This is a genomic window from Nonomuraea maheshkhaliensis (assembly GCF_039529435.1).
GTDB lineage: Bacteria > Actinomycetota > Actinomycetes > Streptosporangiales > Streptosporangiaceae > Nonomuraea > Nonomuraea maheshkhaliensis.
The window spans coordinates 1-14,631 of sequence record NZ_BAAAMU010000029.1; the positions used below are offsets into that span (position 1 = coordinate 1).

10 protein-coding genes are annotated in these 14,631 nt (G+C 73.2%); 7 read left to right on the top strand and 3 right to left on the bottom strand.

The window, feature by feature from the left end:
* Positions 1–1,789: transglutaminaseTgpA domain-containing protein (locus ABFX54_RS20930; RefSeq protein WP_346107178.1), on the bottom strand; the 1,789-nt coding region annotated here is incomplete at its 3' end.
* 270 nt (positions 1,790–2,059) lie between these two features.
* Here ABFX54_RS20930 and ABFX54_RS20935 point away from each other — a divergent pair.
* The gene (locus ABFX54_RS20935; RefSeq protein ID WP_428834545.1) at positions 2,060–2,572 is read left to right on the top strand and encodes a DUF6879 family protein; all 513 of its coding nucleotides are present in this window, start codon (positions 2,060–2,062) and stop codon (positions 2,570–2,572) included.
* Positions 2,573–2,618: 46 nt separating this feature from the next.
* Here ABFX54_RS20935 and ABFX54_RS20940 read toward each other — a convergent pair whose 3' ends face one another.
* Entirely contained in the window at positions 2,619–3,086 is a 468-nt protein-coding gene (locus tag ABFX54_RS20940) for a hypothetical protein (RefSeq protein ID WP_346107181.1), read from the bottom strand.
* Between the two features lie 205 nt (positions 3,087–3,291).
* On the opposite strand from ABFX54_RS20940, the gene ABFX54_RS20945 reads away from it, so the two are divergent.
* From ABFX54_RS20945 to ABFX54_RS20970, 6 genes are all read left to right on the top strand, one after another.
* Positions 3,292–6,804 carry an ATP-binding protein gene (locus ABFX54_RS20945; protein ID WP_346107183.1) on the top strand — a complete coding sequence of 1,171 codons (3,513 nt, stop codon included), beginning with the start codon at positions 3,292–3,294 and terminating at the stop codon, positions 6,802–6,804.
* 70 nt (positions 6,805–6,874) lie between these two features.
* Positions 6,875–9,397, top strand: a complete 2,523-nt coding sequence (locus ABFX54_RS20950) for a glycoside hydrolase family 9 protein (protein WP_346107185.1) — start codon at positions 6,875–6,877, stop codon at positions 9,395–9,397.
* 102 nt (positions 9,398–9,499) lie between these two features.
* On the top strand, positions 9,500–9,919 hold the full coding sequence (locus ABFX54_RS20955) for a hypothetical protein (RefSeq protein ID WP_346107187.1): 420 nt from the start codon (positions 9,500–9,502) through the stop codon (positions 9,917–9,919).
* A gap of 56 nt (positions 9,920–9,975) precedes the next feature.
* On the top strand, positions 9,976–10,605 hold the full coding sequence (locus ABFX54_RS20960; RefSeq protein WP_346107189.1) for a TetR/AcrR family transcriptional regulator: 630 nt from the start codon (positions 9,976–9,978) through the stop codon (positions 10,603–10,605).
* The gene (locus ABFX54_RS20965; RefSeq protein WP_346107191.1) at positions 10,602–11,933 is read left to right on the top strand and encodes an MFS transporter; all 1,332 of its coding nucleotides are present in this window, start codon (positions 10,602–10,604) and stop codon (positions 11,931–11,933) included. Before ABFX54_RS20960 ends, ABFX54_RS20965 begins: the two co-directional genes overlap by 4 nt.
* Positions 11,930–13,351 (top strand): pyridoxal phosphate-dependent decarboxylase family protein, encoded by a 1,422-nt coding sequence (locus ABFX54_RS20970; protein WP_346107193.1) that lies wholly within the window; start codon positions 11,930–11,932, stop codon positions 13,349–13,351. Before ABFX54_RS20965 ends, ABFX54_RS20970 begins: the two co-directional genes overlap by 4 nt.
* 172 nt (positions 13,352–13,523) lie before the next feature.
* Here the strand turns inward: ABFX54_RS20970 and ABFX54_RS20975 are convergent, their stop codons facing one another.
* Positions 13,524–14,606 carry a sensor histidine kinase gene (locus ABFX54_RS20975; protein WP_346107194.1) on the bottom strand — a complete coding sequence of 361 codons (1,083 nt, stop codon included), beginning with the start codon at positions 14,604–14,606 and terminating at the stop codon, positions 13,524–13,526.
* Positions 14,607–14,631: the final 25 nt, after the last annotated feature.

Sequence of the window (14,631 nt, forward strand, 5' to 3'; positions counted from 1 at the left end):
TGCCGGTGGCGGGATCGACCATGATGCCGGGCCCCGTGACCAGCAGCGGCCGGTCGGCGGCGGGCAGCCACGGCCCCGGCAGCTTCCGCACGGTGAACCGCTGCACGACGCTGTCACGCTCGCCCGGCTGCCCGGGCACCCGGCCGCCGGTGGGGACGAAGCCGGCGTTCGACGTCCAGCTCACCCCGTCGAAGGTGTCCAGGACGGCCAGCCGGAGGTTCGCCTCTGAGGTCGTGCTGACCGTGAACAGCTCGCGCTGCGGGTTCTGCAGCCACGCCGACACCTGGTCGAGCGCGCTGACCCCGCGGATCGGGCGGGGCGGCGGCGGCTCGACCAGCTCGCGCACGTCGTACGGCCGCCCGGCCATGGGCAGCACGGGACCGGCGACGGCGGCCACCAGCACCAGGCCGGCCAGCAGCGGCATGCCCACCGCGATCGTCCCCGCCGATCTGCTCGACCTGACCAGCGCGAGCAGCAGCGCCAGCCCCGCGAACCCGGCCGCGTACGGCACCACGGAGCCCGCCCCCGCGACCCCGAGCACGACCGCGACGCCCAGCACGGGCAGGCCGGCCACGGCGGGCAGCAGCACGGCACGCGACCGCAGCGCCAGCTCGGCCCCGGCGGCGGTGGCGGCCCAGACCAGGAAGCCGACCAGCACGATCGCGGTGCTGCCCGGGGCGGCGGGCAGGATGGTGGTCAGCAGCCGGCCGCCCGCCTCACGCACACCGGTCAGCGCGGCACGGACGGCGGCCGGGCCGGGCAGGAACCCGAGCCACGCCTCGTCCCTGAACAACGTGGCCGACACCGCCGTCAGCCAGGCCAGCGCCTGTACGGGGACGACACCCCAGAGCGGCAGCCGCCCTGAGAGCAGCAGCGCCAGCACGCACGGCACCCCGGCCGCCACCGCCACCACGGGCAGCAGCTCCTCCATCGGGAACACCCCGTCGAACGCCAGCCCGGCCGCCGCCACCACGTCGTCCGGCGGCGCCGGCTCGGCCGCCAGCCACACGGGCACGCCCGCCTCCCGCCCCGCCGCCTCCGCCAGCTCTCCGACCTCCGGATCGGCACCCTCCTGCAGCGGAAGGAGCACCACCCCACCCGATGTGTCCAGCGCGGTCAGCACGGGCTCGCTCACGTGCCGCTGCAGCGCCCTCCTGATCCGGTGCAACTTGCGCCGCCCCGCCACCGCCGCACCCGGCCCGTCCTCGTCCGGATGCCGCCCCACCGCGATGGCCAGCACCAGGTAACGCGGCGCCAGCCGGATCCCCGCCAGCGCCGCCCGGTCACCGCCGAGCAGCGCCGCCACGGTGGCGTGCATGGCGTGCTGCTCCTGGCTGAGCACGCTCTCCCGCTCCTCCAGGTACGCCGTGCACACGGCGGCCGTCACGGACTCCATGTACCGCAGGATGATCCGGTTCGCCTCCAGCACGTCACCCAGGTCGTCCGGCCCCGCCTGCGCGAACAGCCGCTCACACACCATCCGCGCCCCCAGGTGATAGGCCGCGAGCAACGCCTCCAGCGGCACCCCCTCCTGCGCCCGGCGCACCGCCGACACCCGCAACGGCGCCAGCTCGGCCCTGGCAGGCGGCCGCCGGTCACGGAACACCCGGGCGATCAGGCGCAGGTTGTGCTCGGTGATGACCGTGATGTCCCCGTCCAGCTCCTCTTGCGGCAGCCGCCGGTAGACGGGAATCTGCTCGGCGAACCCACGTACGAGCAGCCGGGCCAGCTTGGCGGACTGACGCTCGAGCAACTCGTGCACGGGGCACCCGGCCAGAGTGAGAGCCACGCTCGAACACTCCCAGATCGCGCGACATCAATAAAGGCCCCGCGAATACGCCGTACATCCCGTTCGCATCCCGTTCGCATCCCGTACGCCTACCTGCGGCAAATGCCGTCATCATCGAGGCGGGCAAAACCGACAGGCATCGGCTCACCTGCGTCTTTGCCTGACCTGAGCCCGAGCGGCGATAGACGATCGGCATGAGCGAGAAATCTCAAGGAATCTGGGAGCGGTCATGCGCCTGCGGTTCCTCGGAGGCAACAGCGAGCAAGGCACCTGCCCTGCCGTCTACGAGACCGACCGTGGCACGATCGCCGTCCAGGGAAAGGTGATCACCGATCCCGACGCCCTGAGCGATGCTGTCAATCTCGCTCCTTCACGACCACCGCGTTTCGGTTCGAGCTACGCGAGCGCCACCACAGCAGCGTGGGCGCCGAGCCGTTTCGCAAGTGGAAGGCCGGTGAGCCGGACGACTACGCGTGGCATCGGCCCTGGATGGAGAAGACGGGGCTGGACGCGCACGTGGAGCGGGAGGAGGAGCGGTTCGTGGTTCATGTCCGCGACCCCGATGATCCGGGCAGGTGGGCGGCGGCCACGCACCGGCCCGGCGAGCGGGACCATCAGGTGTACCAGATGGGCGATCGGCCCCTGTGGGACGAGCTGGTGGACGCCTGTTTCCGCTGGGTGTCGTGGGGCGGGCCCGGACATGAGCGGTTCGGGCTGACCGTCTCCCCGGACGGCGGTCAGTCGATCTGGCTCGACTCGCCGGAACGGGTGCTGGCGCCGTGAACCGATCGGCCACCTCGACGGCGGCCGATCGGCGGGGAAGGGACGGTCACTGGCCGGTCAGCTTGAGCCTGACCGTGTAGGCGTACTTGCTGCTGGACAGGACGGTGTCCTCGATGTGGATGTCCCCGACGCCGAGGTCGTCGCAGTCGTAGCCGAAGGCCCACGCCTCGCCGAGGTTCTGGCCGCCGGTGATGATCGGCGGGTCGACCTCGCGCAGTTCGAAGTACTTGTTCTCGTGCCGCTGGACGATGGTCGACGGGTAGCCGAAGTCCGCCGGGTCGCCGTCAGGGCGCGAGGTGCTCATCTCGAAGTGTCCGTTCTGCGGGAACCAGTTCCCGTCGACCTTGAAGCGGAGCTCGTCGACGCCGTCCTTCTCTCTGACGTTGCTGACGTCGATGTCGTAGAGCGTCACGACGCACGAGGACGCCATGGCGTGGGCCGGCGCGGCGGCCACCGCCGGCCCGATCATGCCCGCGGCTAGGGTGAGTGCGGCGATGAGCTGAGGAGTGCGCATGCTCTGTTCTCTCCTTGGTGCCTGGATGCCTGGATGGCCTTGGTGCCTGGATGGCGAACGTCCCGCGACGGTCGCGGAGCGCGGCATCAGAGTGGCCACGCCACCGTGAGCACACCGTTAACCCCCAGGTGAGTCACGCAGAACACAACCCATATGTGCCTTTTCAAACAGTCGCCCGGCCGGCTCCCGCCTAGCCTGCTCCGCTATGAGGCAGTCGCTGACCATGCTCCTGCTCGGCTCACCGGACGTGTCCGTCGGAGGGATGCCCCTGCGCATCCGCTCCGCCAAGACGCGCGCGCTGCTCTGCTTCCTCGCCACCACGACCGGCCCCCAGCCGCGCTCCGCGCTGGCCACGCTGCTGTGGGGCGAGCGTCCCGAGGCCAACGCCAGGGGCAGTCTGCGGCTGGCGCTGTCCGAGCTGCGCGCGGAGGTGGGCGGCTGGCTGGAGATCACCCGCACGCACGTACGGTTCCGCGAGGCCGGCGAGTGCTTCGTGGACCACCGGGTGCTGTGCGGGGCCCCGGCCGTGGCCACGGCGCTGCGGCTGTGGCGCGGGGACTTCATGGACGGGGTCGCGTTCTGCGACGCGCCGGCGTTCGGCGAGTGGGTGAGCGTGGAACGGCAGCGGATGCGTACGCTGCTGCGCTCGCTGCTCCCGTCGCCCGGGTCGGCGGCGTCCGACGAGGTGACGCGGCTGGCCCGCATCATCACCGGGCTCGATCCGTACGACGAGGAGGCGTACCGGGTGCTCATGGCCTCCCTGGCCGGGACGGGGAACCGGGCCGCCGCCCTGGCCTGCTACGACGAGCTGCGCCGGCGGCTGGCGGACGAGCTGGGCGTCGCTCCCGCGCCGCCCACCCAGGCCCTGCGGCGGAAGCTCGCGCCCCGTCCGCCGGCCCGGCCTGGTCCGCCCCTTCCCGGCACGGAGCTGATCGGCCGGGACGCCGAGGTGGCCGCGCTGCGGGCGCTGCTGGCGCGCGAGCGGCTGGTCACGCTGCTCGGGCCCGGCGGCATCGGCAAGACCCGCCTCGCCATCGCCGCCACCGCCCCAGAGCCCCGTACCGACGCGACGTCAAAGTCCCGAGCCGGTCCCACAACCCCTGGCGCGAAAGGCTTGCCTGTGGAGACGGTCTTCGTGTCGTTTGCCGGGGTGCGGGGCGAGGCGGCCGTCACGACGCTGGCGCGCCGTCTGGACGTGGATCTCGCGCCGCCGCGTCCCGCCCTCGACCTGCTTCTGGCCCACCTCGCCGCCCGCCGCCGGCGGCTCCTGCTCGTCCTCGACAACCTCGAACACCTTCCCGCCTTCGACGCGGTCATCGGCGCCGTCCTGCGCGCCGCCCCGTCCGTACGGGTCCTCGCCACGAGCAGGCGGCGGCTGAGTCTGGCCGGCCAGGCGACGGTCACCGTGGAAGGGCTGCCGGGACCGGCCGCCGAGGCGTTGTTCGCGGTACGGGCACGGGCGGCGCGACCGGCGTTCGACCCCGACCGCGAGGCGGCCCCGGTGGCGGCGATCTGCGCGGCAACCGACGGCCTGCCCCTGGCCATCGAGCTGGCGGCCGGCCTCCTGCGTGCCGTGCCCTGCGCCGACCTGGCCCGGCGCCTCGGCGTGGACCCCGGGCTGCTGTCGGCGGCCGGGGCCGCCGCCCGGCCGCGGAGGGCCTGCATGCGTACCGTATTCGAGACCTCGTGGCGCCTGCTCGACCCGGCCGGGCAGCGGGCGCTGGCGGCGCTGTCGGTGTTCGGCGGCGGGTGCACACTGGAGGCGGCGCTTGAGGTCGGCCGCACCAGCCTCGACGTGCTGGTCCGCCTGGTGGATCACAGCATGATCCGGCTGACCTCATCGGGCCGGTACGTGATCCACCCCCTGATCCAGCAGCTCGCCGCCGAACGCCTGAGCCCGGCGGACCTCCAGGCCGCGCGCCTTCGTCACGCCACTTATTTCGCCCGCCTGCTCGACCGGCACGCGGACGCGTTGCAGGACGCCTCGGACACCGAGGTCACCGCCGTGCTCGGGGCGGAGCTGGACAACATCAGGCCGGCCTGGGCCGCGTCGGGCGACCCGGGTTTCCTGGACCACTACTGGATTCTGTGCCTGCGACTGCATCTGTACGAGGAGTCGGTGGCCATCCTGCGCCGGCACCTCGAAGGCACGCCAGAGAACCGGCTGCTCCGGGCCCGGCACCTGTGGATGGCGGGGACGAGCGAGCACCATCTGGCCAGGGACCTGGACGCCACCCGCCTGGCCAGGGCGGCCCTGGCCACGCTGGGCGAGCCGCTGCCGGAGTCGCGTACCGGCCTGGTCGTCACCTGCCTGACCGCGGCGGCCCGCCAGACCGCCCACCGCCTGGCCCTCCCGCACGGCCTCGGAGGCGAGCGGGAGGGCGGTGGGCGGGAGGCCGCGCAGGCGCTGACCGTGCTGGCCAGGCTCGCCTACCACCAGCAGGACCTGCTCACGATGGTGGCCGCCTCGTTACGCCAGCTCAACGCCGCAGAACGGACCCAGGACCCCGCCCTGCGCGCCGAGGCGTACGCCAACGCCGCCACCATCGCCCGCGTCGCCGGCCTCCACCGGACGGCCACCCGCTACGGCACGCTGGCAGACCGCGCCCTGGCCAGGGTCGGGGAGGCGGGAGGCGGGCCGGCCGAACCGGCCGTGGAGGCCGCGAATCGGGCCCGGCTGGCTCGGGGGCTCGACCAGCTCCACGCCGGGGCGTTCGAGGCGGCCAGGCGTTCGTTCACCGAGTGCCGCGCCAGGACGCTGACGCCCCGCGTGGCGGAGAACTGCACGGGCATGCTCGCCGAGACCGCGCTGTGGCAGGGGGACTTCCGAGCGGCGGCCGAGCTGTTCGCGGACACGGCCGAGCAGGCGGCCAGGCGCGTGGGCGGGGACGACATCGGCCGGCACTGGTGCCTGACCGGCCAGGTCGAGGCGATGCTGCGGATCGACGGGACGGCTCCGGAGCGGATCCGGCAGGTGCTGGACGCGGCCAGAGCGTCCACGGAGCGCCGCCGTACGCGGGAGAAGGAGCTCGGCCTGCGGGACGGCCCGGTCATGCGCACCATCCAGGACATGCGCCTCCTCAGCGCCGCCGCCCGCCTGCACCTGCGCACCCACCGCCCCGGCGACGCCGCCCTCCACCACCGCCCCGACGACTCCGTCATCCACCACCGCCCCGGCGACTCCGTCATCCACCATTGCCCCGGCGACTCTGTCATCCACCACGAGCCTGACGACCGGGCGCTGACGGCAGGCGTGCCCCAGCCGCCGGACGACGTGGCGGCGGTGCGGGAGGTGCTGATGCTGGCCGAGCGGTTGCCGGTGGGGCAGCGGGGCATGCTGGAATGCTGGGCCGGGCTGGCGGAGCTGCTCTGGGCGCTGCCCGGCCCGCCGGACCGGGCGTCCGCGCGGCGCCTGCACCAGCACCTGTCCAGATACCAGGCCAGGAACCCGGGCGCCGCGGCCAGGATCGGCTGGGCCCGCGCGCTCGTGCTGGCCGTCGCGGGCAGAAACGGGCCGGCCGAAAAGGCGGCGCACCGCGCGCTGGCCGCCGCCGAACGCCTGGCCACCCCGTACGACCGCGACCGCGCCGAGGAGATCCTCCTGCGCCTCACCCGCACCACGACCAGGCGACCATCCGTCCAGCGGCCCGACCACCGAACAGAGAGCGGCGTGTCGCCGTCACGGGAAAATTTCAGCCAGGAGTTCCGCGCCCGTTGACGCGGCGGCGCAGGGAATGGAGGATCAGGGTCGCCCAGTTGGGAGCGCTCCCACCCCCTTAAGGACCTCCATGACCCGACGCCGGGCCGCCTTACTGGCCCTCTTCACCATGGTCGCCCTGTCCCCCGCCCCGGCGACCCAAGCCGCCGACGAGGGACCCGAGCAGATCGTGAACGGCACCTTCGACACCGACACCGCCCCCTGGTGGGGCACCGGCAACGTCACCCCCGCGGTGGACGACGGCCGGTTGTGCGCCGACATCCCCGGTGGCACCACCAACCCCTGGGACGTGATCATCGGCCAGAACGACCTCCCGCTCGTCGCGGGCGAGACGTACGCCTACCGGTTCTTCGCCACCGCGACCCCGGGCAGGGTCGGACGGGCGCTGATCCAGCTACCCGTGGACCCCTACACGCAGTATCTGGCGGCCGCGCCGGAGATGAGCGTCTCGGGCGACTCCTACACCTACACGTTCACCGCCCCCGTGTCGCTGCCCGACGCCCAGGCCGTCTTCCAGCTGGGAGGCAGTCCCGAGCCCTGGAGGTTCTGCATGGACGACGTGTCGCTCAAGGGCGGCGCGGAGCCCGAGGTGTACGAACCTGACACGGGCCCCCGCGTACGCGTGAACATGGTCGGCTACCTCCCCACGGGCCCGAAGAAGGCCACGGTCGTGACCGCGGCGACCACGCCCCTGGACTGGCAGCTCAAGAACGCCGCCGGCAACACCGTGGCCCGCGGCAGGACCACCCCGAGAGGCGTGGACGCCAGCTCCGGCCAGAACGTGCACACGCTCGACTTCGGCACCTACCGCAAACCGGGCAAGGGCTACACGGTGACGGCGGACGGCGAGACGAGCAGGCCGTTCGACATCGCGGCCGACCTGTACGCGCAGCTTCCGGCGGACGCGCTGAAGTTCTACTACACCCAGCGCAGCGGCATCGAGATCCTCGACAGCCTGCGCCCCGGCTACGGCAGGCCGGCCGGTCACGTCGGCGTCGCGCCGAACCAGGGTGACGTGAGCGTGCCGTGCCAGCCGGGCGTCTGCGACTACAGCCTGAACGTCAAGGGCGGCTGGTACGACGCCGGCGACCACGGCAAGTACGTCGTCAACGGCGGCATCTCGGTCTTCCAGCTCATGGCCGCGTACGAACGCGACAAATCCGCCTTCAAGGACGGCCAGCTCAACATCCCGGAGAGCGGCAACGGCCGCCCTGACATCCTGGACGAGGCCCGCTGGGAGCAGGAGTTCCTGCTGAGCATGCAGGTGCCCGACGGGAAACCGTTCGCGGGCATGGCGCACCACAAGATCCACGACCAGAACTGGACCGGCCTCCCGCTGCTGCCCCACCTGGACCCGCAACCGCGCGAGCTGCACCCCACCTCCACCGCGGCCACGCTGAACCTGGCCGCGACGGCGGCGCAGGCGGCCCGCCTGTTCGCCCCGTACGACGCCGCGTTCGCCGCCAGGAACCTCACCGCGGCGCGCAAGGCGTGGGCGGCGGCCAAGGCGAACCCGGAGCGGTACGCCGACCCGACCGACGGCACCGGCGGCGGCGCCTACAACGACGACGACGTGAGCGACGAGTTCTACTGGGCGGCGGCCGAGCTGTACCTGACCACGGGCGAGCGCGAGTTCAAGGACTTCGTGCTGGCCTCGCCGCACCACACCGGCGACATCTGGCGCGATCGCGGCTTCGACTGGGGCAACACCGCCCAGCTCGGCCGCCTGGACCTGGCGACGGTGCCGAACGCGCTGCCGGACCGGGCACGGGTCCGCAAGTCGGTCGTCGAGGGGGCCGAGAAGTATCTGGCGATCCAGCGGGCGCACCCGTACGGGCTGGCGTACAACCCGCCCGACTTCGACTGGGGCTCCAACAACCTGGTGCTGAACAACCTGGTCGTCATCGCGACGGCGTACGACCTGACCGGCCAGGAGAAGTACCGCGCGGCCGTACAGGAGGGAATGGACTACCTCCTCGGCCGCAACGCGCTCAACCAGTCGTACGTGACCGGCTACGGCGAGGTCGCCTCGAAGAACCAGCACAGCCGCTGGTACGCCCGCCAGCTCGACCCCGCCCTGCCCAACCCGCCGCGCGGCACGCTGGCGGGCGGCCCGAACTCCAGCATCCAGGACCCGCTCGCGCAGCGGCTGCTCCAGGGCTGCGCGCCGCAGTTCTGCTACGTGGACGACATCGAGTCGTGGTCGACGAACGAGCTGACCATCAACTGGAACTCCCCGCTGGCCTGGGTCTCCGCGTTCCTCACCGACGAGGGCGGGCGCTCGGACTGCCGGGTCCGCTACACGGCGTTCGGCTCGCGTCCGTTCACCGCCCAGGTCGTGATCGAGAACACCGGCAGGCACAGTGTGGACGGCTGGGACCTGCGCTGGTCGTTCCTGAGCGGTCAGCGCGTCGGTGACGACTGGGGCGCGTCGCTGTCGCAGTCGGGCTCGGTGGTGACGGCCAAGGGACTCGGCGCGAACAGCCGCATCAAGCCCGGAAAGTCGGTGACCTTCGGCTTCACCGGTACGAACATCTCAGGCCCCAACCCGGCCCCCGAGGTGTTCCACCTCAACGGCGCCCGCTGCGGGTAGCCGCGAGGGGTCCCCTGGGCGTCGCGGGCACCTTCGGACGCCCAGGGGACTCCCGATGGCCGGTTCGGTGAGCCGTTCGCGGCCGGCGTACGTCGTAGGAGCATGAGGATCTGGCGAACAGTGCTCCTGCCCGTGCTGCTCCTGGCGCTGAGCGCGTCCATGGCGCCGGCGCAGGCGGAGGTCGCGTCGAAGCGGGCGCTGGTGGACTTCCGCAAGCAGGGCGGCTTCGCGGGGCTGAACGACCGCGTGATCGTCTACGGCAACGGGTGCGTACGGCTCAGCCGGCGTACGGGGCCGACGATCGACAAGTGCCTGACCGCCAAGGAGCGGCGCAAGCTCCACGGCCACCTGCGCCACCTGCGCATCGGCGCCTCCGAGCGGCCGCCGCAGGGGGCCGACTTCATCAGGTACACGCTCGCGTACGACCACCGCGGGGCCGCCCGCTACCGGCTGCCCGCGAGCTGGCAGCCCGTGGTGCGGCTCCTCGATCAGATCATGGAGAAGTACTGGGCCCCGGACTGACAGGGTCTCCATCAAGCGATTGACCGAGAGTGGGTGACCGAACTACCTTCGGTGGTATGACTCCCGGCGAAAGCACCCAGGCCGGCCTGATACTCAAGGTGGCCACACACCTGTTCGCGGCGCTCGGCTACGACGGCACCTCCACCCGGCAGATCGCCGAGGCCGCCGGGCTGAACATCGCCACTGTCAACTACCACGTGGGCGGCAAGCGTGAGCTGTACCTGGCCGTCATGGAGCGCGCCCACCAGGCGGAGAAGGCCGCGCTGGAGACCGCGCTCGCCCGGCTGCCCGGCGCCGACCCGGTCGCCGCCATCCACCGCCTGGCCGACGACTACCTCGACTTCTGCGTGGACAACCCCGAGGTGCCCGCCCTGTGGATGCACCGCTGGCTCTCCGACGCCAGCGACATCACCGAGCTGGAGCGCCAGTACGTGCAGCCGCTGCTCGCCACGGTGACCGGCGCGCTGCGGCCGGCGGTCGAGTCCGGGCTGATCTCGGGCGACATCGACCTGGAGTACACCGTGTGGACGGTGATCTGGTCGGTGCACGGTTTCGCCAAGGGCGGAGTGCTGGACGCCGAGGGGCGGCGCAGGGGCGCGGGCGACCGGCCCGCGCTGCGCCGCTTCCGCGCCCATTTGCACACCAGCCTCCACCGCACCCTCGGCCTCCCCGGCGACCCCAGGTGACCCAACCGGGGCGAGGCCGGCTGTTCGGTTACGGTGTCGGCTCCGTCGGGACCGGCGTGTTCTCGGCGGTCCCCGGCCTGCTGCTCCTCTACTACCTGACCGACCTGCTCGGCGTCCCCGCCGCCGTGGCAGGCGCCGTGCTGGTGGCGCCCAAGATCTGGGACGTGCTGCTGAACCCCCTGATCGGCGCCGCCAGCGACCGCGAGGCCGTCCGGACCGGCCACAGGACGCGCCTGCTGACCATCGGCGCGGTCGCGCTGCCGGTGACGTTCGCGCTGATGTTCGCCGTGCCGGGCGACGTTCCCGGGGCGCTCTGGGCCGGGGCGGCGTTCCTGCTGGCGGCCACGGCCTTCGCCTGCTTCCAGGTCCCGTACGTGGCACTGCCCGCCGAGATGTCACCCGACCCGGGCGAGCGGACGAGGATCATGTCCTGGCGGGTGGTGTGCCTGACGGTCGGCATCCTCGTGGCCGGCGGCCTGGCCCCGGCCGTGGTCGATCTGGCCGGGGGCGGCCGGTCCGGATACGCCGTGATGGGCGTGACGATCGGCGCGATCATGGCGGCGGCGCTGGCCGGCGCGACGCTGGCCACCCGCTGGGTGCCGTCCAGGCCGGGGCCCAGGCAACTCGGTCCCGTGGCCGCCTTCCGGCTGGCGAGGGGCAACCGGCCGTTCTTCGTGCTGCTGGCGGCGTTCGTGACGCAGGCGCTGGCCGTGGCGGTGATGCTGGCGGGCGCGCCGTACGTGGCTTCGTACCGGCTGGGCGACTACGGGCTGACGTCGGTGATGTTCGTCTGCCTCGTCGGGCCGAGCATGCTCGCCGTGCCCGGCTGGGCCTGGCTGGCCCGCGTGCACGGGCCGGTGCGCTGCTACCTGGCCGCCTCCGCCGGCTTCTGCGGCGTCGCGCTCGCGCTGATCCCGGCCATCGCCTCCGGCGCCCTGGTGGCCACGCTGACGCTGACCGCCCTGGCCGGGGTCTGCTACGCGGCGCTGCAACTGCTGCCGCTGTCGCTGCTGCCCGACACCGTGCACGCCGACGCCGCCCGTACGGGACACGCGCAGTCCGGCGCGTTCACCGGCCTGTGGACGGCGGGCGAGACGGCGGGGCTGGCGCTCGGACCCGGGCTGTTCGCGCTGGTGCTGACCCTCTCGGGCTTCGTGTCGGCCCCGATCGAAGGGCCGGTCGAAGGGCCGGTCGCGCAGCCGCCCGGCGCGCTGACCGGGCTGCTGCTGGGCTTCACCGCGCTGCCCGCCCTGCTCATGCTGATCAGCCTGCCGCTCGTCGTCAGGTACGGAACGCTCACCCCCACGAGAACGAAGGAGGCCGCGTGAACCTGCCCCCGGCCGGAAGGACCACGGAAGACCTGCTGGCTGAGGTCGCCCGGCTCAAGGAGCACGACCTGCCCGTACGCGGCGGCCAGGTGACCGCCTACGTCTACGACACCGGGCGGTCCGAGGTGAACGACGCCGCGACCCGGGCCTACCTGGAGATGCTGGAGGTCAACTGCCTCGACCCCACCGCGTTCCCCAGCGTGGTGGAGATGGAGCGGCAGGTCGTCGGCGCGGTGTCGGACCTGCTCGGCGGCGGCCACGGCGTCTTCACCAGCGGCGGCACCGAGTCGATCATGCTGGCCGTCAAGGCGGCCCGCGACCTGGCCGGACGGGACCGCCCCAACCTGATCCTGCCGGTCACCGCCCATCCGGCCTTCCACAAGGCGGCGCACTACCTCGGGGTCGCGGTCGTCCCCCTGCCGGTGGACCTTTCCACGTACAAGGTGCGCGCCCGTGACGTCGAGGCGGCGATCACCCCGGACACCGTCCTCGTCGTCGCCTCCGCGCCGTCCTACCCGCAGGGCGTGATCGACCCGATCGAGGAGGTGGCCGCCGTGGCGTCGGCGGCCGGGGTGCCGTTCCACGTGGACGCGTGCGTGGGCGGCTGGCTGCTGCCGTGGTTACGTGAGGCGGGTGCGCCGGTGCCGCCGTTCGACCTGTCGGTGCCCGGGGTGACCTCGATCTCCTGCGACCTGCACAAGTTCGGCTACGCGCCCAAGGGGGCCTCGGTCCTGCTGTTCGCCGATCCCGCGATGCGGCGGCGGGCGTACTTCGCCTCGGCCGCCTGGCCCGGGTACACGATCATCAACGCGACCGTGCAGAGCTCACGATCGGCGGGCCCGCTCGGCGGTGCCTGGGCCACCCTTCAGGCGCTGGGCCGGGAGGGATACGTGGAGCTCGGCCGGGCCACGCTGGAGGCGACGGCCAGGCTGCGCGCCGGACTGGCCGCCATCCCGGGGCTGCGGGTGCTCGGCGAGCCCGAGTCGTCGCTGGTGGCCTTCGCGGGTGACGGCATCGACGTGTTCGTGCTGGCCGACGAGGCGCGGGCGCGCGGCTGGTTCCTGCAGCCGCAGCTCTCGTACGCCGGCATCCCCGCGAACCTGCACATCACGGTCACCGGGGTCACGCTCTCCGGGGTGGAGGCCATGCTCAAGGTGATCGCCGAGTCGGCCGCCGCCGCGCGGGAACGCGGGCCCGTCGTGCTGCCCGAGGGGCTGGTCGAGCTGGTGGCGGGGCTGGACCTGGACGCCATCGACGACGCGTCGTTCGCCGAGCTGAGCGCCTCGGTCGGGGTGGACCTGCGGCCGGGGGCCGGGCAGCCGGAGATGGCGATGGTCAACGCGGTACTGGACGCCCTGCCGCCCGCCTCGCGGGAGGCGGTGCTGGTGCGCTTCCTGTCGGTGATCTACGGATCCTGAACGCTCGGTGATCTACGGATCCTGAACGCGCGCGCTCGGGCGGCCGGGCGAGGGCGCCCGCGCGGGCTCAGGCGGGGGGCGTCGCGGCCTCAGGCCGGCGGGGGGCGTCGCGGCCTCAGGCCGGGATGGGCGCCGCGGGTTCAGGCCGGGATGGGGCGCCGGCGCCACGGGTTCAGGCGGCCGGGAAGGTGGCCTCGACGTGGAAGCCGCCGTCCTCCAGCGGCCCGCTCTCCAGCGTCCCCCCGGCCACCTCCACCCGCCGCCGCAGGTCGAGCAGGCTCGGCCCAGGACCGGCGACGCCGACCCAGGCGCCGGGCCGCCCGGCGGAGCTGCGCACGCCGATCCGCACGTATCCGGGCGGGTAGCGGACGCGCACCCGCACGTCCGCCCCCGGCGCGTGCTCGCGCACGTTGGCCAGGGCCGCCTCCACCACCAGGTAGGCGCTGCGCCCCACCGGTCCGGGCACCGGCACGGGCGTGCCCTCGACCGACAGCTCGACGGGCACCCCCGCCTGCGCCGAGTCGATCACCAGGGGCCGCAGGTCCGGCAGGGGCAGCCCCAGGTCGAAGCCCTCCCCGGTGCCCCGCCGCAGCAGGGCGGTCATGTGCCGCAGCTCCTCCAGCGTCTCGCAGCCGGTCGTGCGGATATCCTCGGCCGCCGCCCTGGCGCGTTCGTCGCCGGCCTCCAGTGCCAGCGTGCCGGCCTCCAGCACGATGCGGCCGACCCGGTGGGTGACGACGTCGTGCAGCTGGCCGGCCAGGCGCTCGCGTTCGATCCGTTGTGCGCGTTCGGCCAGCTCGGCACGCAGGCGTTCCTTGACGGAGACGTACAGGCCGTACAGGACGGCGAGCGCGATCACCGCCTCGGACCTGGCGACGAGCCCGAGCCGGTCGGGCAGGGTCAGGACGCCGAGGGCCAGCACGAGCACCGGCAGCCGGCGGCAGAGCGGGCGGCTGTCGCGGGCGTACGCCATCGCGGCGTAGGCGGCGAACGGCCCCAGGGGCGGCCAGATCAGCGCGTCCTGCGACGGAAGGGGCACGACGGACGGCGCGAGCAGCGACAGGGCGGGCACGGCGACCGCGGTGCCGGCGCCGATCCAGGCCACGACCAGAGGCGCCCGGCGCATCCAGAGCACCGGCAGCGCCCCTGCCAGCAGAAGCACCAGCCCCGTGCCCGAATAGCCGGCCACCGGCGTCAGACCCGCCGCGGCCAGGACCGCGACCGCGTCGATCGGCCGCGGACGGGCACCGTCCACGGCCTCATCGTACGATCACCCGCCG